Source organism: Ghiorsea bivora, from assembly GCF_000744415.1.
Taxonomy (GTDB): domain Bacteria; phylum Pseudomonadota; class Zetaproteobacteria; order Mariprofundales; family Mariprofundaceae; genus Ghiorsea; species Ghiorsea bivora.
The window spans coordinates 25,786-49,884 of record NZ_JQLW01000012.1 but is presented as its reverse complement, the minus strand read 5'-3'; the positions used below and the strand labels follow the sequence as shown (position 1 = coordinate 49,884).

Sequence of the window (24,099 nt, the reverse complement as noted above, 5' to 3'; positions counted from 1 at the left end):
GTTGACTATTAAATGCATTATACACTTGAGCGAGTGCTCAAAAGGTTTAAGTGGCTAGTGGTAAGGTAGAAGCTGTGACCTCAGCGGGTTGAGATACTGTATCTTCAAGCTCTTCAATGCTCCATGCAGTTTCATCGGCAAGCAAAGCTTTTACAATCTGACAATTCATCGCATGCCCACTGCGCACACCTTCAAAGGCACCAACAATAGGATAACCCGCTAAAAACAAATCACCGACAGTATCTAATACTTTGTGGCGCGCACATTCATCCACATAACGCAAGCCACCTTCATTAAGCACACCGTATTTATCCAACACAACAGCATTATCCATGGAGCCACCAAGCGCCAAACCTGCTTTTTGTAACGCCTCAACTTCATGAATAAAACCAAACGTTCGCGCCCGACTCACTTCTCGCGCATAACCTTGTCTTGAAAAATCAAAACTTACTTTACAGTCCGTCAGTAAAGGGTGGTCATAATCCAAATGGTAAGCTACACGGAAACCTGATGCAGGGTATAAAGCACAAGATTTATCATCCTCTTCAATGCTTACACGTTTTTTAATCCGCAATACTTTTTTTGCTTTATCTTGCTCAACAATACCTGCGCACTGAATGAGAAAAATAAAAGGTGAAGCTGAGCCATCCATCACAGGAACTTCAGCGCCACTCACCTCAATACGAGCATTATCAATACCCAAGCCAGCCAATGCTGACATAATATGTTCTACCGTAGCAATTGTCGCCTCGCCATGACCAATCGTGGTACATAGGCGAGTGTCTACAACTGAGTCAACATGCCCTTTAATTTCAACGCCCAAATCTGAACGCACAAACACAATACCTGTGTCTACATCGGCAGGACTCAATACAAGCTCAATTTTTTTACCTGAATGTAAGCCTATACCACTGCAGCGAATCGCGTGGTCAAGTGTGCGTTGTTTTACCACTAGAAGCTCCTTTGGTATGGTGAAATCAAGCTGCTCCATATAAAAAAGAGACCATGCTTATTTCGCACAATATAGCCAAAAAGAAAGGAAAAGAAAGTTTTTACTGCGCTCAGTTATAAAGACTACTAATCGAACGCGCATCATATATACGCATAATCGCTTCACCCATCAGTGAACCAATAGACAATACACGTACTTTACCTGTATCCAGAATAGCCTGAGGTTGTGCAATACTATCCGTAATAACAAGCTCATGCATAGCTGATGCTGAGATACGCTCAGCAGCTGGCCCTGACAATACACCATGTGTTGCATAAGCTGTTACCTTGGTTGCACCGCGCTCCATCAATGCATCTGCCGCACCACAAATTGTACCTGCTGTATCTACAATATCATCCACAAGTATGCAATGTTTACCTTCAACATCACCAATAATATTCATTACTTTCGCCACATTGGGTGCCGGGCGTCGTTTATCAACAATGGCAATATCAACATGCAAACTTTTCGCCAAAGCTCTTGCTCTAACCACACCACCCACATCTGGAGAAACAACAATAACATCATCTTCAGCTGTAGAATGATCACGAATATCCTTGGCAAACAATGGTGCTGCAAAAATATTATCCACAGGGATATTAAAGAAACCTTGAATTTGTGTTGCATGTAAATCCATGGTTAACACGCGAGTTACACCTGCAGTGGTTAACATATCAGCAACCAACTTGGCCGAAATCGGCGTACGACCCGCACTTTTCCTATCTTGCCTTGCATAACCAAAATACGGAATCACCGCACAAATTTGTCGTGCTGATGCGCGTTTAGCCGCGTCAATAGCAATCAAAAGTTCCATCAAGTTATCATTGGCAGGTACTGACGTACTCTGTAAGAAGAAAACATCCAAACCTCGGATCGTTTCTTGGTATTGGAGGAAAATCTCACCATCAGAAAAGCTTTGAATATGCATCTCGCCCAGTGGCATACCAATATGCGTGCACATATCTGCTGCTAACTTAGGGTTTGAAGTACCTGAAAACAAGCGGAACTTTTTAACATTGCTCATCAGAGAGAGCCTCCGTCTAAACGACACATCAATCAAAAAACGTCAGTCATAAAATGGCTGGGGCGGCAGGATTCGAACCTGCGCATGACGGGATCAAAACCCGCTGCCTTACCGCTTGGCTACGCCCCAATTTTACATGCTAACAATGGATGCTCCGGTAAAAAATGACCCGTATGAATCCAAGTAGCGAGCTTATGTTTTTGCAAATATTTTGCAAGCGCATAAGCTTGTTTGGATGAATGACAAACCGCTACACAAGCCGACCCACTTCCACTCATCCATGCCCGTTCCGACTTCTCTTTCATGGTTGTTAACATCGCCAACAACGGTGAACATAAAGTAGCTGCACTCTTTTCTAAGTCGTTATAACCTAAATCAAAACTTGCAGCACCCGAACGGGCGCGCACTGTAGCGACTGTTTTTTCGTCCGTCAATGCATGAAATTCATTTTGATCAAAGTGGGTAAATGCCGCTGCAGTTGAGACCCCTTCTCCAGGCCATGCCAGCACAATATTTTGCCGCGGAACAACACCCTTATAAACCGATAGTTTTTCACCTACCCCATAGGCCTGACTTGCTTTACCAAATAAAAAGCATGGAATATCTGCACCAAAAAGCACTGAAAAATCAATCAATTCCTCTACTGTGCAATGTACTTTCCATAATTGATTCGCCACCCACAATGCTGTTGCAGCATCTGATGAACCACCACCTAAACCTGCCATGGCAGGTAGCTTCTTATCTATAAATACATCTAAACCCGCATTGACTTGATGTTCGCGCCTGAAAGCGGATAAAACTTGATAGACCAAGTTTTGCTCACCACTTAATGTGTCATCACTACAACAAACATCCAAATCTTCAGACAAAACAATCGTTAAGGAATCCCCAACATCCACATAAACAAAACTCGTATCCAGCGTATGGTAACCATGATCTGTTACACCTGTAACAGCCAGATGCAAATTCACTTTAGCTGGGGCAGGATATACTTTACTCATTGAAGATAACCACCGCACGCCGCCCATGTTTCATATCCGTAATCTCAACGCGCCGTTGCCCGCCAACCCACTTTATTTTTAATGGCACAACACCCCAAACCCCTTGCCAAACATGATTCCCTTTCGCCTTCATGCTTGGCGGCATCTTTCTCGCAAACACCTTAGCCAAAGTCCAAGGTGGCAGTAACACACCCATATCCAACAAACCTTTTTCTGAAAGATCGCGCCACTGTTGGGTTTGCGAACTATCACGCCAACGCATCCGATGACCCAGCCATGCAACATCTACAACTCGCCCCGACAAACCATGTGTTAAACGAAGCTGACCTTTTTCAGACGTACCTTGCCAGTCTACATCCACTTGAAAGCGTTTTTCAGGGCTTATCACCAACAAACGCCCCGAAAAAGTTGTAATCGGTTCAAAATCTTGCAGTGTATTGCTGTGCTTTACACAGCTCGTGGTTACTAATAGTAATAAAAAAAGCTGTAGCCCATACTTAAACATTACATTAATCCGTGACGAATTTTACCTTGTACATCACTCGGGTTATCATGTTTGAGTTCTAAAGCTTTTTGCCAACGCTCACGTGCCGCATCATGCTGACCTGCTTTCCAAAACATATCGCCCAAATGCTCTTGCATCACAGCATCATCAGGCACCAATACCACAGCTTTGCGTTGTACATCAACAGCCTGTTGGTACTTCCCTTGTTTAAAGTACACCCATGCCAAAGAATCCAAATAATAACCATCTTGGGGTTTCTGTTTTAGAGCCTTTTGAACCATAAGCAAAGCATCATCAAGGCGAACACCTCGGTCTGCCAAACTATAACCATAAAAGTTGAGTGCTTCGGCATGGTTGGGATCCTGCTCCAGCAATAAACTTAAAGTTTCATCCAAATGTTTGAAATCTTTACGCGCTTCTAAAGCAATAGCACGATTAAATAACAACACAGGTGAAAACGCCAAGGCTAAGGCAGGCTCAGTCTCTTCGAGCAGCTTGGCATATGCCTTTTGTTGCAGCCTTAAGTTCGACAGCATTTCATAAACGGCAACATGTTTCGGATTGCTCTTAAGAAGCTTCAACAACCTTGTTTCAGCAGCCTGAAACTCATCCTTGGCTATTGCCATGCTCGCCAAACGAAGCTGAGCATCCACATAAAACGTATGATACGATTTTAATTTTTTATATGCCAAAACAGCTTCTTTATCTTGCCCCAATGCTTCCAGACTTGCTGCCCAGTAAAAATATGCTGCAGCCTGTGTGTCCGAAATCCGTTTTTTCGGAGCCTGTGGTGTAAACTTCTGTACTGCTTGAGCAAAGGTCTCAGATGCCTTCTCAAACTCAGCCAATTGATAATAAACCTTACCTAAAGACATATATACAGAGCCTGCATTTGCCGTCAAAGGAATCAAGTGTTTAAACATAATAACGGCTTCTTTTAACCTATCCTGCCTCACATAAAGGTTGGCAAGCATCGAAAAAGACTGCACAGCATCTGCACCATGTTTATCGATATATGCTTGAAGTAACTTTTCAGCCTTAAGCACATCACCAACCTGCTCTGCAAGTTGACTGCGTTTTAAAACAACATCTTCATGATCAGGATACTTCACTTGCATACTTTGCAGCTTTTTATCTGCTGCTTTGTAATCCTTTTGCTGCACAAACAATTGAACTTGTGCCTCATACAGCCGCACATCAGGTACAAGTTTAATACCTTCTTTCAATAGACCGTGTGCGTACTGAAACTTACCTTGTCTTGCATACATACGCACCAAAAGAAGGCGTACCTGAATATTTTTTGGTTGTGTTTGCAATAAATTCTTAAGCAACAATACAGCTTGCTGTTGCTGTCCATTGAGCATCAAAACACGGGCATAAAGCAATTGATAATCTGACAGTTCTTGGGCAGATAAACTTTGAATATCCGCAGTCGAAACAGACTCCATCACTTGCAATGCTTCCGCTACCTGATCAACACGCCCAGAATTTAAATACAAATTCACAAGCTCTATCTTTAAAGAAAATGTATGCGGATCCTTTTTAATCAGGGCTTTTAAGAAACGTGTCGCCAAACCCAACTGCCCTTGCTGCATGGATTGCTGGTAAGCCAAATATAAGAAGGAGGCATCCATTCGCTCCAAAGGCATCGCAACATGTTGCTTCGGCTTCGTTTGTGCTAGGCTTTTATTCGCGACAGCGTCGTTCGTATGTTTAACTGTGTTTGCGCAACTTGCCAATAACAACAAGGCGACCAAGGGAAAAAAACGATTATTCATGGGCTAACCATGCGACCTTAACCCTGATGAGGCAACCTCTGAAATTTACCACCCATACTTACCTCATCCGTAACAACCCAACAATTGACCTCTGCTACCCTTCCATTGCACACACTTACAATAGGATACACAAAACCTTCCCATGCACTGGTTAAGTCTGTAGGGGACGGTTGCGCAGGGCAATCAGGATGAGAGTGAAACACACCAATAATTTCTTTGCCACTACCTCGAAGTTCTGAATCAATGGCTTGATACCCTGCTGGGTCCAACTGAAACCTATCTGCAGCACGCTCTTCATTTAAATTATCAACTTGGCGAACTTCACTGACTTGCCACCCTTGTGCATCAGCGTTGCCAATCAACAAACCACATATTTCATCAGGATAACCTTGAACCGCAACATTTTGCATCATTTGCATGGCTTCAGGGGCAAACTTACATAACTGTTCATGTTCACCATCTTCCACCACTGCCACATAAGCTGAGCTCAAAAAACGTTCAGGAACGGGAATTTCTATTTTACTCATTTATAAAACCTTAGAAAACTGTTTTTGTTCTGTTTTATGGCGCAAATGTTCATCAAACACCATCGCAACATTACGAATCATCAAACGTCCTACTGGCAAAACACGCAGCTCTGTATCCGACAATTCAAGCAAACCATCGGCTTGCATTTCCTGCAAATCTGCCAAAGAGTCTAAAAAGTGTTGCTTAAAATTGATACCAAACTCTTGTTCAAATGCAGTAAATTCTATTTTAAAATCACACATAAGTCGCATAATTACAGCACGCCTCAAATGGTCTTCTTTGGACAGCGTATAACCACGAAAAACTGCCAGACCATCATGCTCAATTGAAGCTTGGTAAACATCCATTTCTTTTTGATTTTGAAAGAAACTACCACCCACATAACCAATAGAAGTTAAACCTAAACCAATCAAGTCACAATCCGCATGGGTAGAATAACCTTGGAAATTTCGATACAACTTGCCCTGCGCTTGGGCAATGGTTAATTCATCATCAGGTTTAGCGAAATGGTCCATACCAATAAACACATAACCCGCATCAATGAGTTTATTAATGCTATGCTCTAAAATATTTAGCTTTTCTTGCGGGCTAGGCATGGCTGATGCATCAATACGCCGCTGTGGCATAAACATTTCAGGCAAATGTGCATAGTTAAACAAAGCAATTCTATCAGGGCTGAATGTTATAATTTGATTCAACGTTGTATCAAAAGTCTCTACCGTTTGATGCGGCAAACCATACATCAAATCAATATTCATCGACTTAAAACCTTCTCGCCGCGCATCATTGAGCACATTTAAGGTCACTTCTTTGCTTTGAATACGATTGACTGCTTTTTGCACCACAGGATCAAAATCTTGCACCCCCATGCTCATGCGATTAAAACCAACTTCCCGCAGTGTTTTAACCGTTTCAGGTGTACACTCCCTAGGGTCCATTTCAATGCTATATTCAGCGCTATCATCATCTACAAATTGAAAACACGCTTTCAATTTCCCCATCAAAGCTCTGATTTGTTTATCGTTGAGAAATGTTGGTGTACCACCCCCAAAGTGAAGCTGGGTCACTGGGCGCGTTTTACCCACCAAGTCGGCAACGGTATCAATTTCTTTAAATAACAAATCCAAATAAGGCTGAGCCCTATCATACTGTTTGGTAACAATTTTATTGCAGCCGCAGTAATAACACACGGTATTACAAAAAGGGATATGTATATATAATGATAGCGGTGCATCATCCGTAGCCACCTTTTTAAGTGTACTGGCATATACCGATGAACCCACACCATCATGGAACATGGGAGCAGTAGGATACGATGTATATCGTGGTCCTGCTTTATCGTGCTTTTTGATAAGTTCTAGATTGAATAAATCCGTACCTGTTACTTTCGCCATTGCTTATTCAGCATGATTGCTTTGGATAAATGCAACAACCGCCTGAATCTCATCTGCCGACAACTTATGCCCAAATTTTGGCATACGTTTTCTACCATTGGTCACGGTTTCAATCAGCATATTTGTATCCATATTCATGCTTGCCACCGCAGGACCAACTTTCTTTTTATTAATCGCATGACACATTTTACATTTCTTACTAAAGATTTTTGCCCCGTCTGGCATATCCGAAGCCATGCCAACCTGAGATGATAGCGCTACCCCTGCAACAAGTGCTAAAGCTTTAAATATATTACCCATTTTTCTCTCCTTTTTTTTCACCTTTTAAAAACCACATTTGATAACCTGACAATAAAATTTGCACCCAAAGGGATATTCCCATCAAACCACCTGCAAAAACAACAACATAAGCAAAACCAGGTACAACTTTGGTGATATACCACGCCATAATATCAAGCATAATAGCTACAAATGGAATCACAACAATCACTCGCTTCCACAATATTGGCATTTCACAAAGAATGAAAATTCGCCCAACCAAAAATAAAATAAAGCCAATACCAAACAAATGGATATGAGACACTCTAACCAAGGTTTGAATGGAAGCTCCTGTATCCACTTTGGTTAAAGTTTTAACGCTATCATAGGTCTCTAGCGAAGGTACAGGCATACCGCTTTCTTGTGAATGACACATGATACAATTTCTATCTAATATGGGTTTTACTTTTGCTCGATAACCTTCTTCAGAGCTACCATTTTCAATCCAATCCAACACATCTTGTTTGGCTTTTTCTGAAGGGAAGTTTCCTGCCATAGGTCCCACAATCGCTGCTCCCAGACGCGTTTGCTCATGTTTACCATAATAAGCAATCATCACATCTTGAACAGACAACCCTGGCTTACCATCACGGCCTTGGTGAGTGTAATACGTCTGTAAAATCGCAAAAAAGTAAGCTATGCCAATCATCAACAAAAACATTGAATCTAGGATTTTCTCACTGGTAGAAGTATCAGAAAAGCGACGGTAATGACGCATAGCAACCCCTTTTGGCGCAGTAACAATAATTACAAATGGGTATGTTGCGCCTATTTATTTACGTTTGCAAGTCCCTGTTTCCCGAGCCAAATAAGTGCTGATGCTTTATCATTAAAGTCACCCCGCATTTGCGCCTGATATGCAAAATCAAGCAACTTACCCATGTATACAGAGGGTCTTAAACCTTGAGACAATAAAAGTTTACCTGTGATAATAGGTGTTACAGGTGAGTAAACAACCTGCAACAACTCGGCACGTTTAAGCCATTCTAACGCAGGTCTCTCTGGTGGCGCAGGGTGGCGGCCACAAGCGTCAGCCTCGGTCAACATCTCCCATAAACAAATATGCATAGGCTGTAAGCGGTGCGCCAAACAGCGCACAGATTCATCTGTCAGTTTGCTTGTAAAATGCACAATATGTTCTTTTACCAACGGAATAACAGCTTGTTTTAACCACTTTGGCGCACCAATACGACTTAAAAAATCCCTGCTCGGCTGAACCCCTGCAGCACCATGGTTTGGGCACACTATTTTCCCATCATCAAGTTTTGCTGTGGTTAAAGGTTTACCCAAATCATGACACAGCGCCGCAAACAGCAATACAACTTTATCCTGCCCCTGCAAACCCCGCTCTTTAGCCAAACGTGCTGCCTCATCAACAACCATAGACGTATGCACCCACACATCGCCCTCAGGGTGCCAGTAATTATCTTGGGGGCATTCTTGCATCACCTTCAACTCAGGATACAACTTGTCCCATCCCATATTCTGCAATGCCTCAAGCCCTAAAGAAGGCTTGTCAGAACTACTCCATTTAAGCCACTCTTGCCAAACCCGAGACATAGGCAAGGTATGCGCTTCAGCAAGCAAAGTACGACATAATTTTGCAGTGTTTTGATCCAACACACACTTTAATCTCCCCGCAAGCTGCATCGCACGCAGTGGTCGCAAGGGGTCTTCTGCAAACGCAGGAGACACATGTTTCAGCCGTTTATTACGTAAATCTTGCAGTCCACCATGAAAATCTAGCAAGGTTTGATTTAAAGGGTTAAACATCATCGCATTCAGCGTGAAGTCACGACGTAAAACTGCCACCTCAGGTTTTAAATTTGGATCAACCATCACAGCAAAACCTTTATGACCATCACCTGTTTTACGTTCCCTTCGCGGCAGAGCAACATCAACCTCAAAATGTGATAACCACAGTTTATACACCCCAAAATGTTTACCTACATGCTCACAGCGTCCAACCTTTCTCAAGGCCGGTTCAAGCTTGTCTTCAGCAAGCTCAAAGACTTCAATATCCCAGTCTTTGGGCACAAAACCTAACGATAGGTCTCGCACACAGCCACCTACCAGCCACGCCACGCCACCTGCTTCTTGAAGCACTCGACACACCTGCAATACCGCTTCAGGAACAGCGTTGTTGAAATCAAGTTTAAACATAGGGAAAACCTAACAAGAAGGTGCACTCAGACCAAGCTCCAACAAACAGACACAAATATATTGTGGCTTTGTTTGTGGCACGCTACAGTTCCCATGTCATTTTCGTGGCTTTTTATAAAGAGGTAAAGTATGGGTTTTCAGTGGGATGATAAATATGCAACAGGCAACGATGAAATCGACAAACAGCACAAACAAATCTTTGCCTACCTCGATGAGCTAGAAGATCATATTGAACACGGGGCATCCCAGCAATGGGTGGAAAACTTCATGAGCGCGCTTAGCTTATACACCCGAAGCCATTTTTGCTATGAAGAAATATGCATGCGTCAAGCCAAATGCCCTATTGCCGCAAAAAACAAAGACCAGCACACCAAACTTTTGGCAGCTTTCCACAAGGCTGAACAGAAACTAGAACGCGAAGGTATTAGTGACGCTTTACTACAGCAATTAAAGGATTTTCTGACCAGCTGGTTGGTCAACCACATCATGAAAATTGACGTGCACCTGAGAGCCTGCACCAAATAAACAAATTCCCCTCACACAACAACACAAAAAGATTGCTCCTAAGAATAACCGAATTATAATGCGCGCCCTTTTGCCATATTAACAAGGCATAGAGGAATCCGTAACGGGTCAACCCGTCGGAATATATTGAATAATATTGGAGTCCAACATGACTGACTATGTTTTAGAAGCAGAATTACGCGAAGACTTGGGTAAAGCCCATACTCGCCGCTTGCGTCGCGCAGGTAAATTACCAGGCATTATTTATGGTGGTGACAAACCTGATTTACCTATCACGTTGAACTACAATGAAATTGCAAAAATCATGTTGCGTGATGAAGCATTTTACACTTCAATGCTTGAAATCAAAGTCAAAGGAAAACGTGGCAAAAACACTGTTTTATTAAAAGATACACAATGGGACTCCATTTATGATACCCCTATGCACTTGGACTTTTTCCGTGTATCAGGCAAAGATTCTGTAACTGTTTCTGTACCTGTTCATCCTATCAATGTTGATATTTGCCCTGGTGTGAAAGCTGGTGGTGCGCTACAAGTGATTCGTCATGAATTGGAAATTACTTGCCGTGCAGACGCAATTCCAGATCAAGTTGAAATTGACTGTGCTGCATTTGAATTAGATCAAATCGTACATATTGAAGATGTTGATTTTCCTGAAGGTATTGAAGTGGTTCATGATGTAAACTTCACTATTTTAAGTATCTCCGCACCAAAACGTGCTGCTGAAACTGAAACAACTGATGAAGCTGCTGATGAAACAACAACAGAATCTACTGAAGGCGACAAAGAAGCATAAATATGAAAATGCTTGTTGGGCTTGGTAACCCAGGCTCCAAGTATGAGAAAACACGCCACAATATTGGCTTTCGTTTTCTCGATTTACTCGCAAAAACCGAGGGGTTGAGCTTTGGCTCTGCCCCTCGTTTTCAGGCAGACACAGCTACAACAACCATGAATGGTGAAAAGGTTTTACTCGTCAAACCACAAACATTCATGAACAACAGCGGTGAATCTGTCGCTCCCCTTGCCAAGTATTATGACATTGAACCCTCAAACATCACGGTTATCTATGATGATTTAGATTTACCATCGGGTAAATTGCGTATCAAATCAGGCGGTGGGCATGGTGGACACAATGGCTTGCGTTCTTTGAATCAACACCTTCCCAATGCCGATTATACTCGCGTAAAAATTGGTATTGGTCGCCCCCCAAGTGGCGACATTACCCCTTGGGTATTGGGTGGTGCAGATGAGGGTGACCACGCTGTCGAATTACGTTTATTTGATGCTTTATTGCCTCAAATTCCGCTGCTCATTTTAGGCGAACGTGATAAAGCAGCCAACAAGATTCACCAAACATTACAAAGCTAAATGAACATAACACAGGATTTATCATGGCACTAAGTATCGGTATTGTAGGACTTCCCAATGTTGGCAAATCAACATTATTTAATGCGCTCAATGGCGGCGGCGCAGAAGCAGCCAACTATCCATTCTGTACCATTGATCCCAATGTCGGCTTAGTGCCCGTCCCCGACCCACGTTTAAAGCCATTGATTGATATTGTGAAACCACAAGCAGTACAACATGCCGTGGTTGAATTTGTCGATATTGCAGGGCTTGTGGCTGGGGCTGCAAGTGGTGAAGGTTTAGGGAATAAATTCCTCGGCAACATTCGTGAATGTTCTGCGATTGCCCATGTCGTACGTTGCTTTGATGATAGTAATGTTACGCATGTCCATGATAAAGTAGATCCTGTTTCTGACATTGAAACCATTGATACCGAGCTTATGCTTAAAGATATGGAAAGCCTAGAAAAAGCCATGGAGCGCCAACAAAAACTTGCCCGCTCTGGTGGCAATAAAGATGCTGAAAATGCAATGGCTGCCATGAAAGCCGTTCTTGCTGAACTGGAAAATGGCACCACTGTCCGCCGCCAACAACATGCTGATTCAGTCATGGAAATTATCGAACCTTTGAACCTACTGACTGCAAAACCTGTTTTGTATGTTGCCAATGTGGATGATGGTTCACTTCCTGATGGTAACGCCTATGTTGAACAAGTACGCGAATTTGCCAAAGCAGAGAATGCTGAAGTCGCTGTTGTATCCGCACAAATTGAGTCTGAATTGGTGGAGATGGACGAAGAAGATAAAATGGAATTTTTATCTGATTTGGGGTTAACCGAACCAGGTTTAAACACTGTGATTCGCACAGCATTCAAACTACTCAAGCTTGCCACCTATTTCACTGCAGGTGTGAAAGAAGTACGCGCTTGGACGATTCATGAGGGTGATACAGCACCACAAGCGGCGGGTGTGATTCACACTGACTTTGAAAAAGGGTTTATCCGCGCAGAAGTCATTGCTTATGATGATTTCGTCAACCTTGGTGGTGAAGCCAAGTGTAAAGAAGCCGGTAAAATGCGCTTAGAGGGCAAGGAATACATCGTCAAAGACGGTGATATCCTCCACTTCCGTTTTAACGTTTAAAACATTCATGGATTTACATCCCTCACTAATGACACCATGAATGGATGAGGCAAGCTGAGGTAGAAATTTAAAACCATAGCAATCCACTGGGCTATAAACGCACACCGTAAATATACATCTTGACACTACCCCCCCCTACCTAAAATGACACCCAACTTATTGATTCTAAATAAGAAATATAATCCTCGGGGGATTCATAACATGAAAAAATAATCGCAATTGCTGCCTTATCTGCAGCGCTAACAACATCGGCATTTGCCGCTGACAACACTGCTTACTCAACTGTAGGCTTAAGCTCTGCAACCTATAAAAATACAGGTGGTTTTCCAAACCCAGGTAAATTTGACTTCGGGCTTGGTTATAGCTTTTCACCCACATTAGCAGCGGAACTTAGCTATCACATCTTTGGAGACTCAACACTTATCGATGCTACGACCGGAGCTTCAGCAACAGCAAGCGTATCATCGCTCACTGCTGCAGTGGTTGGTAGCTATCCAATCAGTGAGCAAATGTCTTTACTCGGAAAAATTGGGTTTGCAAGTAATAAAGTAGATATCACGAGTAATTTTGGTGTTAGCGCTAGTGACAGCAAAACATCTTTGTATTACGCACTTGGTGGTGAGTATAATATCAACCAAAAATATGCAGTACGCGCGCAATACGAAGATTTTGGTGATCTCGATAGTGGAACCAATCCTGCGAGTGCTACAGCCTTTGGCATCAGTGCAGTAGTTAAGTTTTAATCTTTTTTATTTGAAACTTTTTATTGCTGACTTCCCGTTAGCATGAGAAAAACTACAAAAAGCCTAGGCAAAACCTAGGCTTTTTTCTTACTCTTCCGCTTTAACGTTTAAGCTTCACCCTTCTCATCATGATTCACTTCCATACGATAGGGAACATTTTCTCGTTTCATATAATGCAAACGCGCTAGCACAAAAATGATAGCAAATGAAACTGCTGGCAAAATGAATGATGGTGCAGCAAAGTAAACAGGCAAGAAATAAAGTAGTTTGGTGGCTTGTTTCCAAGACTCTTCAGATGTTAAGTGTGCAGCAAAAATCCAAGGCAAAGAACCAACTAGCACCGCAAAAATAAAAAGTACGGGGAATAATACTGCACGCGCATTTTCATCAACAATAAATTGTCCAACAGCGGCTCTACTAAAAATACTCACTAGAATAAATATCGCCAACCCGACCAAACTCAGCACAATAGACCCAAACAATCTTTTCATAAAAACCAACTCCTACTTTCTTCTGCCACAAACCTAACTTCCCAAGCGCAAAAGACTAGCATATGCATGACTATTACGCTGCATCAAGTTCTACATACTTACACTAAAAAGTTGAGCATAACACTATTTACGCTAAGATTTCTAGAAACATACAATGCACTTCCGACATAACTTCTTGCAAAACTTTTGGGGATGTAATCTTGGCTCGCTGCTGTAAACATACCCATTCAGCACTGTTCTCATCAGTAGGAAGCTCACCTATAGATGCCCACATCTCCACACGTAAAATATTTTCAAGTTCTCTATACTCAACATAGATTTGTGCCATTTTTTTAGTATGCATTTGCCACTTAAGCGGCGCCTTCGAAACACCTTTTTCTAAAGTTGCAACTGTACCTTCTTCATTGCCGCCAAACATTAATCGTAAGAACTGTGCAATAAACTCTATATCAATCAAGCCACCTTTATCCTGCTTAAGGTTAATGGTGTCAGCTTCTTTACTACTTAAATGCTTTAGCATTTTCTTGCGCATGGTTAAAATATCTTGTGCTAAAACTTTCATATCACGGGGCTGCTTAATGATATCCGAGACAACTTTCATCACCTGCTTGCGTGCATAACTTGAACCTGTCACAGCCCTAGCACGACACAGAACTTGGTGCTCCCAAGTTTGAGCTTCATGCCATTGGTAGTCGGTAAAACTCCCCAATGTCACAACCAACACACCACTATTCCCTGATGGACGCAAACGCGCATCAAACTCATAACCCGCACCAAAAGGTGGCATGCCTGTAATTTGACGAATCATACGTCGACCCAAACGTTGTGCCCATTCTCTGCTTGTTCGTCCATGTATTTCTTTATCAGGGTCTTCCACCAACACAAATACCATATCCAAATCTGAGACCAAACCCATTTCACGGCTTCCATGTTTGCCCAATGCCAATGCCACAAACTGAAAATCTTGGGGCAACTGAAGCTGCTGCAAGCTGGAGCGTAAACATGCTTGGGTCACACGATCAGCAACATCTGCAAGCCAGCCACCAATCACCAATGGGTCTTCTCTATCAGCATGAATATGCAGTGCACATTGTAACCTAGCTTGATCCACTGTCCTGCCTAAGTCTCGAAGAAAGCTTTCTTCATCACAACCATCCAATGCATCAATCGTTGTGCATAAACGTTGATTTTCAGACGTACCATTCTCATTTTCTAATGGCCATTCTAACCACGATGGGTTGTTGATGATTTGCGAGGATAAGTATTTACTGGCAGATAATATATCAACCAACCAATCCAAGGTGCCCCGATGTGTTGCTAATAAATCCAGCCAAGTTGCTCGACCTGAAATTGCATGTAACAAATCAGCAAAAGCTTGAACAGCATCAACCCCACGTTTCTTCTTCATCCAGCGTGGCATAGCAATACATAAAATGGATTCAACTTGTTGTCGGCTTCGCTCAGGCAATACACCTCGTAAAAGTTGTTTATCTATTTGCGAAAGTGCTTGATATATTCGCTTTTTATCCACATCGGATAAGTCCTCAATCTCATCCAAACAACGCCCATCCAACCAATTTTCTTGGTTACATTCTTCCTCACCTGACAGCGGAAGCACGCGTTCGTGAAACACAAAAGAAACCCATTCACTCGTCTTTTGCATTGCCTCCTGCGCATTTTCTAAGCCCAACACTTGCTGAAAATACGTTTCATAACCCTCAGGAAGAAGTTGGGTTTGCTCACCCTTCCTTGCTTGAATTGCATGCTCGATTCTTCGCCAAAACAAGTAAGCATCAAACAATTGCTCCGCTTCTTCTTTGGGCAAATACCCATGCTCGACCAAAACATCCAGCGCACTTTTTCCTTCATGTTTTCTTAGATCTGGATGGCGGCCACCATGAATCAACTGTAAAGACTGAATAACAAATTCAATTTCCCGAATACCACCTGTTCCCTTTTTTACATCAAACCCTGCTTTAATTTCAATAGAGCCTGTTTGCGCATCAATACGCCGTTTCATATCAGCAAGTGCTGCCACGCTGCTATAATCAAGGTAACGTCGATAAACAAAAGGTGATACTGCAGCAATAAAAGACTCACCCAAAAACAAGTCACCTGCTACAGGGCGTGCTTTAATCAACATCGCCCTTTCCCAAGTCTGACCATATTCCAAGTAGTGAGACATGGTAGCATCTAGGTTTAAACAAATCGGCGAACCATCCCCACCCGGGCGCAAGCGCATATCTACAGGCCAAACCAAACCATCAGCGGTAATCTCATCCATTAAACGAATCAGCATCCGCGAAAAATGATTATAATATTCTTTGGCAGGAATTGATTTCCGACCGCCTTGTGTATCACCTTCACCTTGCCAAATAAAAAGCAGGTCAACATCAGAACCTAAATTCAGCTCTCTTCCACCCAATTTACCCAAACCAATCACACAAAATGAAAAGTCTTCCAGTTGGCCAAACCTTGGTGCAACCAACCTTTTTGCCATGACTACAGCTTGGCAAAGTAGCGCTGATGCTGTATCTGAAATACTTCGGTAAGACGTTTCAATATCACCATGTAAACCCAGCTCCCACCAAACAATATGGCGCATAGCCTGTTGTTTTAAATGGCGTAAATGCTGCATACATACATCAACATCATTTGAATCAATCTCAGGAAACCAAACCTCAGCAACTTCAGGTAGAAGCGCAGTTTTTTTAGGCTTAAAAAGCTTGGCACATACTTCAGGTGAAACATCACGCAACAATGCGGCAAACAACGAAGAATGCTTCAGCAGCAGCTCGGCAGATTTGTGCAAACCTTTCGGTATATCATCAGCATAAGGCAGGTTCATAGGCATAACCTACGCCACTTCAAAGCACAAAAAAAGCCGCCACTTACGTGACGACTTTTTGTAATAGCTTTTGTATTTCAAACAACCTAAGCTGAAATAAACTTATACTGAGTAGTACAATTCCATTTCGATAGGATGCGGACGCATACGAAGTTGTGTTACATCTTCCATTTTCATTTCGATGTAAGCATCAATCATATCATCATCCATCACACCGCCTACTTTCAAGAAGTCACGGTCTGCATCCAATGCATCCAATGCTTGGTCTAAGCTAGAGCAAACAGTTGGAATTTTAAGTGCTTCTTCAGGAGGCAAGTCATACAAGTTTTTATCTGCTGCTTCACCTGGATCCATTTTATTGGCAATGCCATCAAGACCAGCCATCAACATCGCTGTGAATGCCAAATATGGGTTTGCAGAACAATCGGGGAAACGTACTTCAATACGACGTGCTGGGTCAGAGTTGACCACAGGAATACGAATCGATGCAGAGCGGTTACGGTTTGAATAAGCAAGCATGACTGGCGCTTCAAAACCTGGAACCAAACGTTTGTAAGAGTTGGTAGATGCGTTCGTGAATGCATTCAATGCACGTGCATGTTTAATGATACCACCGATATACCACAATGCTTCTTGTGAAAGGTTGGCGTATTTATCACCTGCAAACAAGTTTTTACCATCTTTCCAAATCGACTGATGTACATGCATCGCAGTACCGTTGTCGTTAAAGATTGGTTTAGGCATGAATGTAGCTGTTTTACCATGTGCATCCGCAACATTGTGAACCACATATTTATACCATTGTGCTTTATCCGCTTGCTCAACCAACTCACCAAAACGCATTGCCAATTCACATTGACCTGCAGTTGCTACTTCATGGTGATGACATTCCATGTGGATACCCACATCAGTCATAACCAAAGACATGTCATTACGCATTTCGTGAAGTGTATCCACTGGTGGTACTGGGAAGTAACCGCCTTTCACTTTAGGTCTATGACCAGTATTACCACCTTCATAACTTACATTTGAATTCCAAGCAGCTTCTTCAGAATCAATTGTGTATCCGCAAGAACCCATTTCGTTGCTGTAGCGCATGCCATCAAAAACGAAGAACTCTAGCTCAGGGCCAAAATAAACAGTGTCGGCAATGCCCGCTGAATTGATATATTTAAGTGCGCGTTGTGCCACTTGGCGTGGGCAACGGTTGTAATCTTTACCACTAATTGGGTCAATCACTTGTGATACTAACACCAATGTGGAAGCTTCAAAAAAAGGATCAATACGTGCACTTTCAGGGTCAGGAATCAAGGACATATCGGAGTTGTTAATGTCACACCAGCCTTCAATCGAAGAGCCATCAAAAGCAAACCCATCTTCAAAACTATCTTCACTTAACTCATGAATAGGGAATGTTACATGCTGCCATTTACCTTTGGTGTCCGTAAAACGTACATCCACAAATTCGCAGTCATTTTCTTCAATAAGGTCAAAGACCTTTTTTATTGCATCGCTCACATCTCTCTCCTTATTTACCTACTGTTTTTTATTCTAAAACTAAGGTGGTTACCCTCTATATTTGCATGAAGGCTAAGCTTTACACAAAGCCATTGCCTACGCAATGACAAATCAACAATTATTCAAGGAGTAAACCTTCAAGCAAACCTGAGTCCACCGAAATTAAAGCCGTATAGTGCCAGCGCTCAAACAACACATCGATGATAACAATGCCTGCAATGATAACATCTTCACGCCCTTTTTCTAAAGCTGGAATCTGCAAACGTTCTTGATTACTCATGTTTAAAAGCTGATCTCGCAAGCTATTAAATGCACTTTTTGTCATCACATAACCATCAATTTTATTCGCCACATATGTCTGCATATCTTGGGCAATAGCTGCCAGTGTTGTCACTGTACCTGCTGTGCCAACCAAGTACTGTGGTAGTGTAACATCTTTACCCCAAAAGCTTTCTAACTTCTCCAGAAAAGGAATAACTGCTTGCTTCATCTGCCCATACGCTTGTTCAACAGGTTGTTGTTGTACCCATTGCTCAGTTAGCCGAACCACCCCAAGTTTCAAGCTATGACTGTCTCGAACTTGTCCTTGAAATACGCAGGTAAACTCCGTACTCCCCCCGCCAATATCAAACAAACACATATCACTGCCAACTTCATCGGGTAAACCAAGTCTTGCCCCTACCAATGCTAATCTTGCTTCCTGTTCACCTGAAATAACCTGAATGCGTAAGCCAATAGCGCGCATTACTTCTGCCACAAAGCTTTGTCCATTTTTTGCCTCGCGAATTGCCGCTGTTGCCACCGCATAAATATCCGACACAGCAATACCATGCTCTTGGCATACAGCTTTCATTGATGAAAACACGCGTAAAGCGCGTTGCATACCAGCATTGCTCAACATACCTGTGCGCTGCAAACCTTCGCCCAAACGCGCTATTTTATGTTCATAATGTATACGCTGAATAATGGTGTTTGCACCAACTTCAGCAATCAATAAACGAATCGTATTGGAGCCAATATCCAATACAGCTTTGGTTTTAAGTGACATCCGTTACCGTATCACGGTGTGCTTTGCTCAACTTTACATAATGTTTTGCAGATTGTATTAAAAATACTTTTTCTTCGTCCGTTAATTCACGGCGCTCTCTCGCTGGGCTACCTGCGTACAAATAACCACCTTTTAACACTTTACCTTCTGGAACAAGTGAACCCGCAGCTAAAAAACACCCTTCTTCCAATACCGCATGATCCATGATGATAGAGCCCATACCCACCAAACATAAGTTTTGCACTTCGCAACCATGCAACAACACTTTATGCCCCACTGTCACATCATCACCCACCACACAAGGTGCGTCACCACTGTTATGAATAACCGTATGGTCTTGAATATTCGAGCGTTCACCAATGGTAATGCTATTGACATCACCCCGCAACACAGATTGATACCAAATCGAAGTATCCGCGCCTACTTCCACCCGACCAATCACGTCAACATTGGGTGCCAACCAAGCTGTTGCATCAACATCAGGTGTATAATCGAGATACGAACGAATCATTTTATTTTACTTCTATCACTTCTACTTTTTCTTTGGGTTTACGCGCTTGCCCATCCACATCATCTATACGTGCACAGCGACCATTAATTGCCGAACCTTCTTCCAGCGTAATAACCTTGTACTCCACATCTCCGTTAAGTACACCCTTCACCCCAATCTTCAAACTGTGACTAGCGCAAACATTGCCATTGATATCACCATGCAAAACCAAGTTAGGTACATTCACTTCACCCTTGATAAAGGCTCCTTCGCTAACAATCAATGTACCATCTTTTTCTGACTGGATATTACCTTCAAAACGCCCATCAATGCGTACAGCACCTTCAAAAGATAAGTTGCCTGTAAACACAGAATGTACACCAATTAGTGTATCAATATGTTGCGCTTCTTTCATTGGTTTCACCTGCTTTTGTTCTTTTTTACTAAACATACCCTATATCCCTTGAATCGGTATTGTTTGTTTCAATACTTCTTTTTTACGATAATTGTAAATGATAAGCTCAAGCTTAGTCGGCTTCCACATTTCCTTCCACTCAATTTTTTTATCCAGCGCAGTATGCGATTCAAACCGATAACGTTCCTCATCCGTAAACAATGCCTGCCTATGCCCTTGCTCATCTAAAGCAAATACCTGATAAGTACCTGTCAAATAACGCGGATAACTTCCCCCCTTCACAAACAATGCTTGCCACAAAAGAAATCCATCACTCTGCCAGTCAGCCTTGTGCGCAAGAATTTGAATCCCCTTACCTTTGCGCTCTGCCAAAATGCTTTTAAACATATGCAACTCTTTGGTAAGCCCCAACACTTCTCGCTCTTGCGCGCCTATTTGTTCTTTCAAACTATCTATCTGCTCATCTTTTAACACATTGAGTGTATTAACATCTGCAAGTTTTCGCTGTAATTCTTGATTTTGCCGTTTCAACTTCAAATTCTCAGGAATCATTTCTTGAATACTATGAAAAGGAGCAAACCACGCACCAAGCGCAAATGGAACAGCCATCAACAATACCAAAAAAAGCAACACCGTAATGCTACGCACATAAAAATTACGCGCAGGTTTACCTCCATGCGCATCCATCACTACAACCTGTCTTGATTTAAACCAAAAGGACATCAGATAATCGTCAGTTAAGGCCAACTGGCATTGACCGCCAGCCCCATGGTTTCATCCAAACCAAACATCACATTGGCATTTTGAATCGCTTGCCCTGATGCACCCTTTAACAAGTTATCAATACAACTGACAACCACGGCTTCGGTTTCACTCAACACTGCCACTCCAATTTCACACCTATTGCTCCCTTTCACTGCGCCTGTAGCAGGCAAAGAGCCCAAAGGAAGCACCCGAACGAAGGGTTCATCTTTGTAAGCATCAGATAAAACACCATGCCATTGTTCACTATTTTTACCTGATAAATGAATGGTGCTCAACATACCTCTGGTCATAGGAATAATATGTGGCACAAAACGCACATGCACATCCTGCCCTGTATATGCCTTAGACCATTCTTCCATTTCCCAAGCATGCCTATGTTTGGGCAAACCATAAGCAGCTAAACTTTCATTGATTTCACAATATAATAGACCTGTCTTGACAGCTCTGCCCGCACCTGATGTGCCCGACTTGGCATCAATAATAATCGACTGTGTATCAATAACATTCGCTTTCAAAAGCGGCAACAAAGGCAACAATACCGACGTTGGATAACACCCCGGATTTGCCACAAGTTTAGTTTGCGCCACATCTTTTCTCGCATGTTCGGTTAAACCATAAACACAATCGTTCAATAATTCGGGAAAAGGGTGTGGTAAGCCATAAGCTTGTTCATAATTCTCTGTATCAGGATGCCTAAAGTCCGCACTTAAATCGATAACTTTTTTGCCTGCATCCAATGCTTTTTTGACACTGGCTGCAGCTGCGGCATGAGGAAGCGCTGTAAACACAAGCTGTACTTCATCAGGAATAACATCGTCTGCTTTAGCCAGTGTCATGCTCGCACTTTGGCTGGCAATGCTTGGCAACACCTCAGAAACTTTTTTGCCCGCTTGACTAAAAGCAGCCAAATGTTTGATTTCAAATTCAGGGTGTGCATCCAGCAAACGAATAAGTTCCGCCCCCGTGTAACCTGTTGCACCAAGAATGGCTACTGCAATGCTCATCCTACCCTCCTTTATCAATCCGTAGGGCAAACTTAACATGCCCCTTTATAAATATCACTACCTAAGGAAATGCCGATTTATTGGCATCCTGCCAAACATCAAGACGAGAAATAAAAAGCGTCGTTTTCCTTTCACTTACAAATCATTCGCTTGCGCTATTGACTTGGCAGCCCGTCCATGGGCTGCACGCAAGCACTGAATAAACCAGCATTTCCGCAACAAACATACAAAAAAGAAAAAAAAAGGGAGAGCAAATGCTCTCCCTTGAATCTTGAACCAAAAACGAATTAACGTTTCGAGAACTGTGGTGCACGGCGTGCTTTTTTCAAGCCGTACTTCTTACGTTCTACAACACGCGCATCACGTGTTAGGTAACCTTTTTCTTTCAGTTGAGGGCGAAGACCACCGTCATACTCAAGCAATGCACGGGCAATACCATGACGAATCGCACCAGCTTGACCAGAAACGCCGCCGCCTTGAACATTCACACGAATGTCCAAACGATCTGTAAGACCAACAAGTGTTAATGGGCGCAATGCTTCTTGGCGAATGATTTCGATTGGGAAATAGTTTTCCATATCGCGACCATTGATGCTAATTTGACCACTGCCTGCTTTAATCATTACACGAGCAATACTACGCTTGCGTCGTCCTGTTCCACGGTACATATCATCTGCCATTGTCTTTACCTATTCTTCCAATAATTCTTTTAGTTAATTGCTAACGCTTGTGGCGCTTGCGCTGTGTGCGGGTGTTCAGAACCAGCATATACTTTCAATTTAAGAAGCTGCTTACGACCCAATGGACCTTTAGGCATCATTCCTTTAATTGCTAGTTCAAGGATACGTTCTGGAAAACGTTCACGTTGTTTTTCCAAAGAAATCGTATGCAAACCACCAGCAAAACGGCTGTGACGGTAATACATTTTTTGCATTTCTTTGTTACCCGTAACTTTCACTTTCTCAGCGTTGATGATGATGACATGGTCACCACAATCTGCATGAGGGGTATACATAGGGTTGTGTTTACCACGCAAAATGCGGGCAACTTCAGTAGATAGACGACCAAGAATCATATCCTCAGCATCCACGATATACCATTTACGTTCAATATCGCCAGGGCGAACAGTCCAAGTAGACATGTTTGACACTCCAAAAATCCAATCAAAACCGACTGAAAAAACTTCTCTCCAAATTCCACAGGGCTTCTCGCCTTACTGTCGAACGGGTCGCGCATTGTAGGAAACCGTTTCATAATGTCAAACACCTTTATGCAAGTTGTTTGCCTACAAGCTTACTTCACCACCCTTAGGTTGGTGATTTTTATTTTTGATAGTAAGCTGCGCCACCTTATTATATATATTACAGCATATCCACAAGGGAGAAACATATGACACAAGACGAAATGAAAGAAGAAGTTGCAAAGGCTGCACTCGCTTATGTTATTGAAGGCTCCATTGTTGGTGTAGGCACAGGCTCAACTGCCAACAAGTTCATTGATGCGCTAGCCACCATCAAAGATAAGATTAAAGGCACGGTAGCCAGCTCTGAAGTCACTGCCGAACGTCTAAGGGGGCACGGTATCCCTGTATTTGAGCTCAATGATGCACTTAGCCAAGTAAACAAACTATCTGTATATATCGATGGTGCCGATGAATTCGACCCACAAAAGAACCTTACCAAAGGCGGCGGCGGCGCTTTAACCCGCGAAAAAATCGTGGCTGCTGGCTCTGAAAAGTTTGTATGTATTGTAGATGAAAGCAAACAAGTTGATTTTCTTGGTGCATTTCCACTGCCTATTGAAGTGATTCCTATGGCTGAAACCTTGGTGATGTCGATTGCCAACAATTTGGGTGGCAAAGCACAAGTCCGCGAAGGTTTCACCACTGATAACGGCAATATCATTATTGATGTGACGGGTTTAACCATTAAAAACGCTCGCCAACTTGAAGATGATTTAAATGAAGTACCTGGTATTGTTACCAATGGTATTTTCTCCCATCAAGGCGCAGATGTTATCCTTATGGCAACCCCAACTGGCGTAGTTACTTTCGACTAA

26 protein-coding genes and 1 tRNA gene are annotated in these 24,099 nt (G+C 42.6%); 6 read left to right on the top strand and 21 right to left on the bottom strand.

The window, feature by feature from the left end:
• Positions 1–46: 46 nt before the first annotated feature.
• The 11 genes from lpxC to DM09_RS10190 all read right to left on the bottom strand — a co-directional run bounded on the left by lpxC (position 47) and on the right by DM09_RS10190 (position 9,702).
• A complete protein-coding gene (lpxC, locus tag DM09_RS10240) occupies positions 47–952 on the bottom strand; it encodes a UDP-3-O-acyl-N-acetylglucosamine deacetylase (protein ID WP_038250812.1) in 906 nt (301 codons plus the stop codon).
• A gap of 109 nt (positions 953–1,061) precedes the next feature.
• Positions 1,062–2,015: a ribose-phosphate pyrophosphokinase gene (locus DM09_RS10235; protein ID WP_038250810.1), complete on the bottom strand. Its 954-nt coding sequence runs from the start codon at positions 2,013–2,015 to the stop codon at positions 1,062–1,064.
• Between the two features lie 54 nt (positions 2,016–2,069).
• Positions 2,070–2,144: transfer RNA gene (locus DM09_RS10230), tRNA-Gln, on the bottom strand.
• Positions 2,135–3,016: a 4-(cytidine 5'-diphospho)-2-C-methyl-D-erythritol kinase gene (ispE, locus tag DM09_RS11435; protein ID WP_157753693.1), complete on the bottom strand. Its 882-nt coding sequence runs from the start codon at positions 3,014–3,016 to the stop codon at positions 2,135–2,137. The genes DM09_RS10230 and ispE overlap by 10 nt, the downstream gene beginning before the upstream one ends.
• Complete coding sequence (locus tag DM09_RS10220; RefSeq protein ID WP_038250805.1) at positions 3,009–3,521, bottom strand: lipoprotein insertase outer membrane protein LolB; 513 nt, start codon at positions 3,519–3,521, stop codon at positions 3,009–3,011. Before DM09_RS10220 ends, ispE begins: the two co-directional genes overlap by 8 nt.
• Positions 3,521–5,299, bottom strand: a complete 1,779-nt coding sequence (locus DM09_RS10215) for a tetratricopeptide repeat protein (RefSeq protein WP_038250803.1) — start codon at positions 5,297–5,299, stop codon at positions 3,521–3,523. Before DM09_RS10215 ends, DM09_RS10220 begins: the two co-directional genes overlap by 1 nt.
• Before the next feature lie 17 nt (positions 5,300–5,316).
• On the bottom strand, positions 5,317–5,826 hold the full coding sequence (locus tag DM09_RS10210) for a M67 family metallopeptidase (protein ID WP_051938390.1): 510 nt from the start codon (positions 5,824–5,826) through the stop codon (positions 5,317–5,319).
• Positions 5,827–7,221, bottom strand: a complete 1,395-nt coding sequence (gene hemN, locus DM09_RS10205) for an oxygen-independent coproporphyrinogen III oxidase (RefSeq protein WP_038250802.1) — start codon at positions 7,219–7,221, stop codon at positions 5,827–5,829.
• Positions 7,222–7,224: 3 nt separating this feature from the next.
• Positions 7,225–7,521: a c-type cytochrome gene (locus DM09_RS10200; RefSeq protein ID WP_038250800.1), complete on the bottom strand. Its 297-nt coding sequence runs from the start codon at positions 7,519–7,521 to the stop codon at positions 7,225–7,227.
• On the bottom strand, positions 7,514–8,257 hold the full coding sequence (locus DM09_RS10195) for a hypothetical protein (protein WP_038250799.1): 744 nt from the start codon (positions 8,255–8,257) through the stop codon (positions 7,514–7,516). Before DM09_RS10195 ends, DM09_RS10200 begins: the two co-directional genes overlap by 8 nt.
• A 50-nt stretch (positions 8,258–8,307) precedes the next feature.
• Entirely contained in the window at positions 8,308–9,702 is a 1,395-nt protein-coding gene (locus tag DM09_RS10190) for a CCA tRNA nucleotidyltransferase (RefSeq protein ID WP_038250796.1), read from the bottom strand.
• A gap of 129 nt (positions 9,703–9,831) precedes the next feature.
• Here DM09_RS10190 and DM09_RS10185 point away from each other — a divergent pair, with 129 nt between their 5' ends.
• From DM09_RS10185 to DM09_RS11430, 5 genes are all read left to right on the top strand, one after another.
• A complete protein-coding gene (locus tag DM09_RS10185; RefSeq protein ID WP_038250794.1) occupies positions 9,832–10,227 on the top strand; it encodes a bacteriohemerythrin in 396 nt (131 codons plus the stop codon).
• Between the two features lie 148 nt (positions 10,228–10,375).
• Positions 10,376–11,023 (top strand): 50S ribosomal protein L25/general stress protein Ctc, encoded by a 648-nt coding sequence (locus DM09_RS10180; RefSeq protein WP_038250792.1) that lies wholly within the window; start codon positions 10,376–10,378, stop codon positions 11,021–11,023.
• 2 nt (positions 11,024–11,025) lie between these two features.
• Positions 11,026–11,598, top strand: coding sequence for an aminoacyl-tRNA hydrolase (pth, locus tag DM09_RS10175; RefSeq protein WP_038250789.1), 573 nt, complete (start codon positions 11,026–11,028; stop codon positions 11,596–11,598).
• 23 nt (positions 11,599–11,621) lie between these two features.
• The gene (gene ychF / locus DM09_RS10170) at positions 11,622–12,719 is read left to right on the top strand and encodes a redox-regulated ATPase YchF (protein WP_038250786.1); all 1,098 of its coding nucleotides are present in this window, start codon (positions 11,622–11,624) and stop codon (positions 12,717–12,719) included.
• A gap of 209 nt (positions 12,720–12,928) precedes the next feature.
• The gene (locus DM09_RS11430; protein ID WP_081881191.1) at positions 12,929–13,462 is read left to right on the top strand and encodes a porin family protein; all 534 of its coding nucleotides are present in this window, start codon (positions 12,929–12,931) and stop codon (positions 13,460–13,462) included.
• A gap of 107 nt (positions 13,463–13,569) precedes the next feature.
• Here the strand turns inward: DM09_RS11430 and DM09_RS10160 are convergent, their stop codons facing one another.
• The 10 genes from DM09_RS10160 to rplM all read right to left on the bottom strand — a co-directional run bounded on the left by DM09_RS10160 (position 13,570) and on the right by rplM (position 23,182).
• Positions 13,570–13,953 (bottom strand): hypothetical protein, encoded by a 384-nt coding sequence (locus DM09_RS10160; protein WP_038250781.1) that lies wholly within the window; start codon positions 13,951–13,953, stop codon positions 13,570–13,572.
• 127 nt (positions 13,954–14,080) lie between these two features.
• Positions 14,081–16,807 carry a bifunctional [glutamate--ammonia ligase]-adenylyl-L-tyrosine phosphorylase/[glutamate--ammonia-ligase] adenylyltransferase gene (glnE, locus tag DM09_RS10155; protein ID WP_038250779.1) on the bottom strand — a complete coding sequence of 909 codons (2,727 nt, stop codon included), beginning with the start codon at positions 16,805–16,807 and terminating at the stop codon, positions 14,081–14,083.
• 96 nt (positions 16,808–16,903) lie between these two features.
• The gene (gene glnA / locus DM09_RS10150; protein ID WP_038250776.1) at positions 16,904–18,319 is read right to left on the bottom strand and encodes a type I glutamate--ammonia ligase; all 1,416 of its coding nucleotides are present in this window, start codon (positions 18,317–18,319) and stop codon (positions 16,904–16,906) included.
• Positions 18,320–18,437: 118 nt separating this feature from the next.
• Positions 18,438–19,367: a Ppx/GppA phosphatase family protein gene (locus DM09_RS10145; protein ID WP_038250773.1), complete on the bottom strand. Its 930-nt coding sequence runs from the start codon at positions 19,365–19,367 to the stop codon at positions 18,438–18,440.
• The gene (locus DM09_RS10140; protein ID WP_038250771.1) at positions 19,357–19,878 is read right to left on the bottom strand and encodes a gamma carbonic anhydrase family protein; all 522 of its coding nucleotides are present in this window, start codon (positions 19,876–19,878) and stop codon (positions 19,357–19,359) included. Before DM09_RS10140 ends, DM09_RS10145 begins: the two co-directional genes overlap by 11 nt.
• A 1-nt stretch (position 19,879) precedes the next feature.
• The gene (locus tag DM09_RS10135; protein WP_051938389.1) at positions 19,880–20,308 is read right to left on the bottom strand and encodes a bactofilin family protein; all 429 of its coding nucleotides are present in this window, start codon (positions 20,306–20,308) and stop codon (positions 19,880–19,882) included.
• Between the two features lie 3 nt (positions 20,309–20,311).
• Positions 20,312–20,995, bottom strand: a complete 684-nt coding sequence (locus tag DM09_RS10130) for a hypothetical protein (RefSeq protein ID WP_232507817.1) — start codon at positions 20,993–20,995, stop codon at positions 20,312–20,314.
• A gap of 14 nt (positions 20,996–21,009) precedes the next feature.
• Entirely contained in the window at positions 21,010–22,041 is a 1,032-nt protein-coding gene (argC, locus tag DM09_RS10125) for an N-acetyl-gamma-glutamyl-phosphate reductase (protein ID WP_038250768.1), read from the bottom strand.
• Between the two features lie 287 nt (positions 22,042–22,328).
• On the bottom strand, positions 22,329–22,721 hold the full coding sequence (gene rpsI / locus DM09_RS10120; protein ID WP_038250767.1) for a 30S ribosomal protein S9: 393 nt from the start codon (positions 22,719–22,721) through the stop codon (positions 22,329–22,331).
• Positions 22,722–22,750: 29 nt separating this feature from the next.
• Positions 22,751–23,182 (bottom strand): 50S ribosomal protein L13, encoded by a 432-nt coding sequence (gene rplM / locus DM09_RS10115; RefSeq protein WP_038250764.1) that lies wholly within the window; start codon positions 23,180–23,182, stop codon positions 22,751–22,753.
• 248 nt (positions 23,183–23,430) lie between these two features.
• Here rplM and rpiA point away from each other — a divergent pair, with 248 nt between their 5' ends.
• Positions 23,431–24,099: a ribose-5-phosphate isomerase RpiA gene (gene rpiA / locus DM09_RS10110; protein ID WP_038250763.1), complete on the top strand. Its 669-nt coding sequence runs from the start codon at positions 23,431–23,433 to the stop codon at positions 24,097–24,099.

What these genes read in the sequence shown, in the direction of transcription:
- DM09_RS10235 (WP_038250810.1), bottom strand. Translation starts at nt 2,015, where the DNA reads ATGAGCAATGTTAAAAAGTTCCGCTTGTTTTCAGGTACTTCAAACCCT.
- ispE (WP_157753693.1), bottom strand. Translation starts at nt 3,016, where the DNA reads ATGAGTAAAGTATATCCTGCCCCAGCTAAAGTGAATTTGCATCTGGCT.
- DM09_RS10220 (WP_038250805.1), bottom strand. Translation starts at nt 3,521, where the DNA reads ATGTTTAAGTATGGGCTACAGCTTTTTTTATTACTATTAGTAACCACG.
- DM09_RS10215 (WP_038250803.1), bottom strand. Translation starts at nt 5,299, where the DNA reads ATGAATAATCGTTTTTTTCCCTTGGTCGCCTTGTTGTTATTGGCAAGT.
- DM09_RS10210 (WP_051938390.1), bottom strand. Translation starts at nt 5,826, where the DNA reads ATGAGTAAAATAGAAATTCCCGTTCCTGAACGTTTTTTGAGCTCAGCT.
- hemN (WP_038250802.1), bottom strand. Translation starts at nt 7,221, where the DNA reads ATGGCGAAAGTAACAGGTACGGATTTATTCAATCTAGAACTTATCAAA.
- DM09_RS10200 (WP_038250800.1), bottom strand. Translation starts at nt 7,521, where the DNA reads ATGGGTAATATATTTAAAGCTTTAGCACTTGTTGCAGGGGTAGCGCTA.
- DM09_RS10195 (WP_038250799.1), bottom strand. Translation starts at nt 8,257, where the DNA reads ATGCGTCATTACCGTCGCTTTTCTGATACTTCTACCAGTGAGAAAATC.
- DM09_RS10190 (WP_038250796.1), bottom strand. Translation starts at nt 9,702, where the DNA reads ATGTTTAAACTTGATTTCAACAACGCTGTTCCTGAAGCGGTATTGCAG.
- DM09_RS10185 (WP_038250794.1), top strand. Translation starts at nt 9,832, where the DNA reads ATGGGTTTTCAGTGGGATGATAAATATGCAACAGGCAACGATGAAATC.
- DM09_RS10180 (WP_038250792.1), top strand. Translation starts at nt 10,376, where the DNA reads ATGACTGACTATGTTTTAGAAGCAGAATTACGCGAAGACTTGGGTAAA.
- pth (WP_038250789.1), top strand. Translation starts at nt 11,026, where the DNA reads ATGAAAATGCTTGTTGGGCTTGGTAACCCAGGCTCCAAGTATGAGAAA.
- ychF (WP_038250786.1), top strand. Translation starts at nt 11,622, where the DNA reads ATGGCACTAAGTATCGGTATTGTAGGACTTCCCAATGTTGGCAAATCA.
- DM09_RS10160 (WP_038250781.1), bottom strand. Translation starts at nt 13,953, where the DNA reads ATGAAAAGATTGTTTGGGTCTATTGTGCTGAGTTTGGTCGGGTTGGCG.
- glnE (WP_038250779.1), bottom strand. Translation starts at nt 16,807, where the DNA reads ATGCCTATGAACCTGCCTTATGCTGATGATATACCGAAAGGTTTGCAC.
- DM09_RS10145 (WP_038250773.1), bottom strand. Translation starts at nt 19,367, where the DNA reads ATGTCACTTAAAACCAAAGCTGTATTGGATATTGGCTCCAATACGATT.
- DM09_RS10140 (WP_038250771.1), bottom strand. Translation starts at nt 19,878, where the DNA reads ATGATTCGTTCGTATCTCGATTATACACCTGATGTTGATGCAACAGCT.
- DM09_RS10135 (WP_051938389.1), bottom strand. Translation starts at nt 20,308, where the DNA reads ATGTTTAGTAAAAAAGAACAAAAGCAGGTGAAACCAATGAAAGAAGCG.
- DM09_RS10130 (WP_232507817.1), bottom strand. Translation starts at nt 20,995, where the DNA reads ATGTCCTTTTGGTTTAAATCAAGACAGGTTGTAGTGATGGATGCGCAT.
- argC (WP_038250768.1), bottom strand. Translation starts at nt 22,041, where the DNA reads ATGAGCATTGCAGTAGCCATTCTTGGTGCAACAGGTTACACGGGGGCG.
- rpsI (WP_038250767.1), bottom strand. Translation starts at nt 22,721, where the DNA reads ATGGCAGATGATATGTACCGTGGAACAGGACGACGCAAGCGTAGTATT.
- rplM (WP_038250764.1), bottom strand. Translation starts at nt 23,182, where the DNA reads ATGTCTACTTGGACTGTTCGCCCTGGCGATATTGAACGTAAATGGTAT.
- rpiA (WP_038250763.1), top strand. Translation starts at nt 23,431, where the DNA reads ATGACACAAGACGAAATGAAAGAAGAAGTTGCAAAGGCTGCACTCGCT.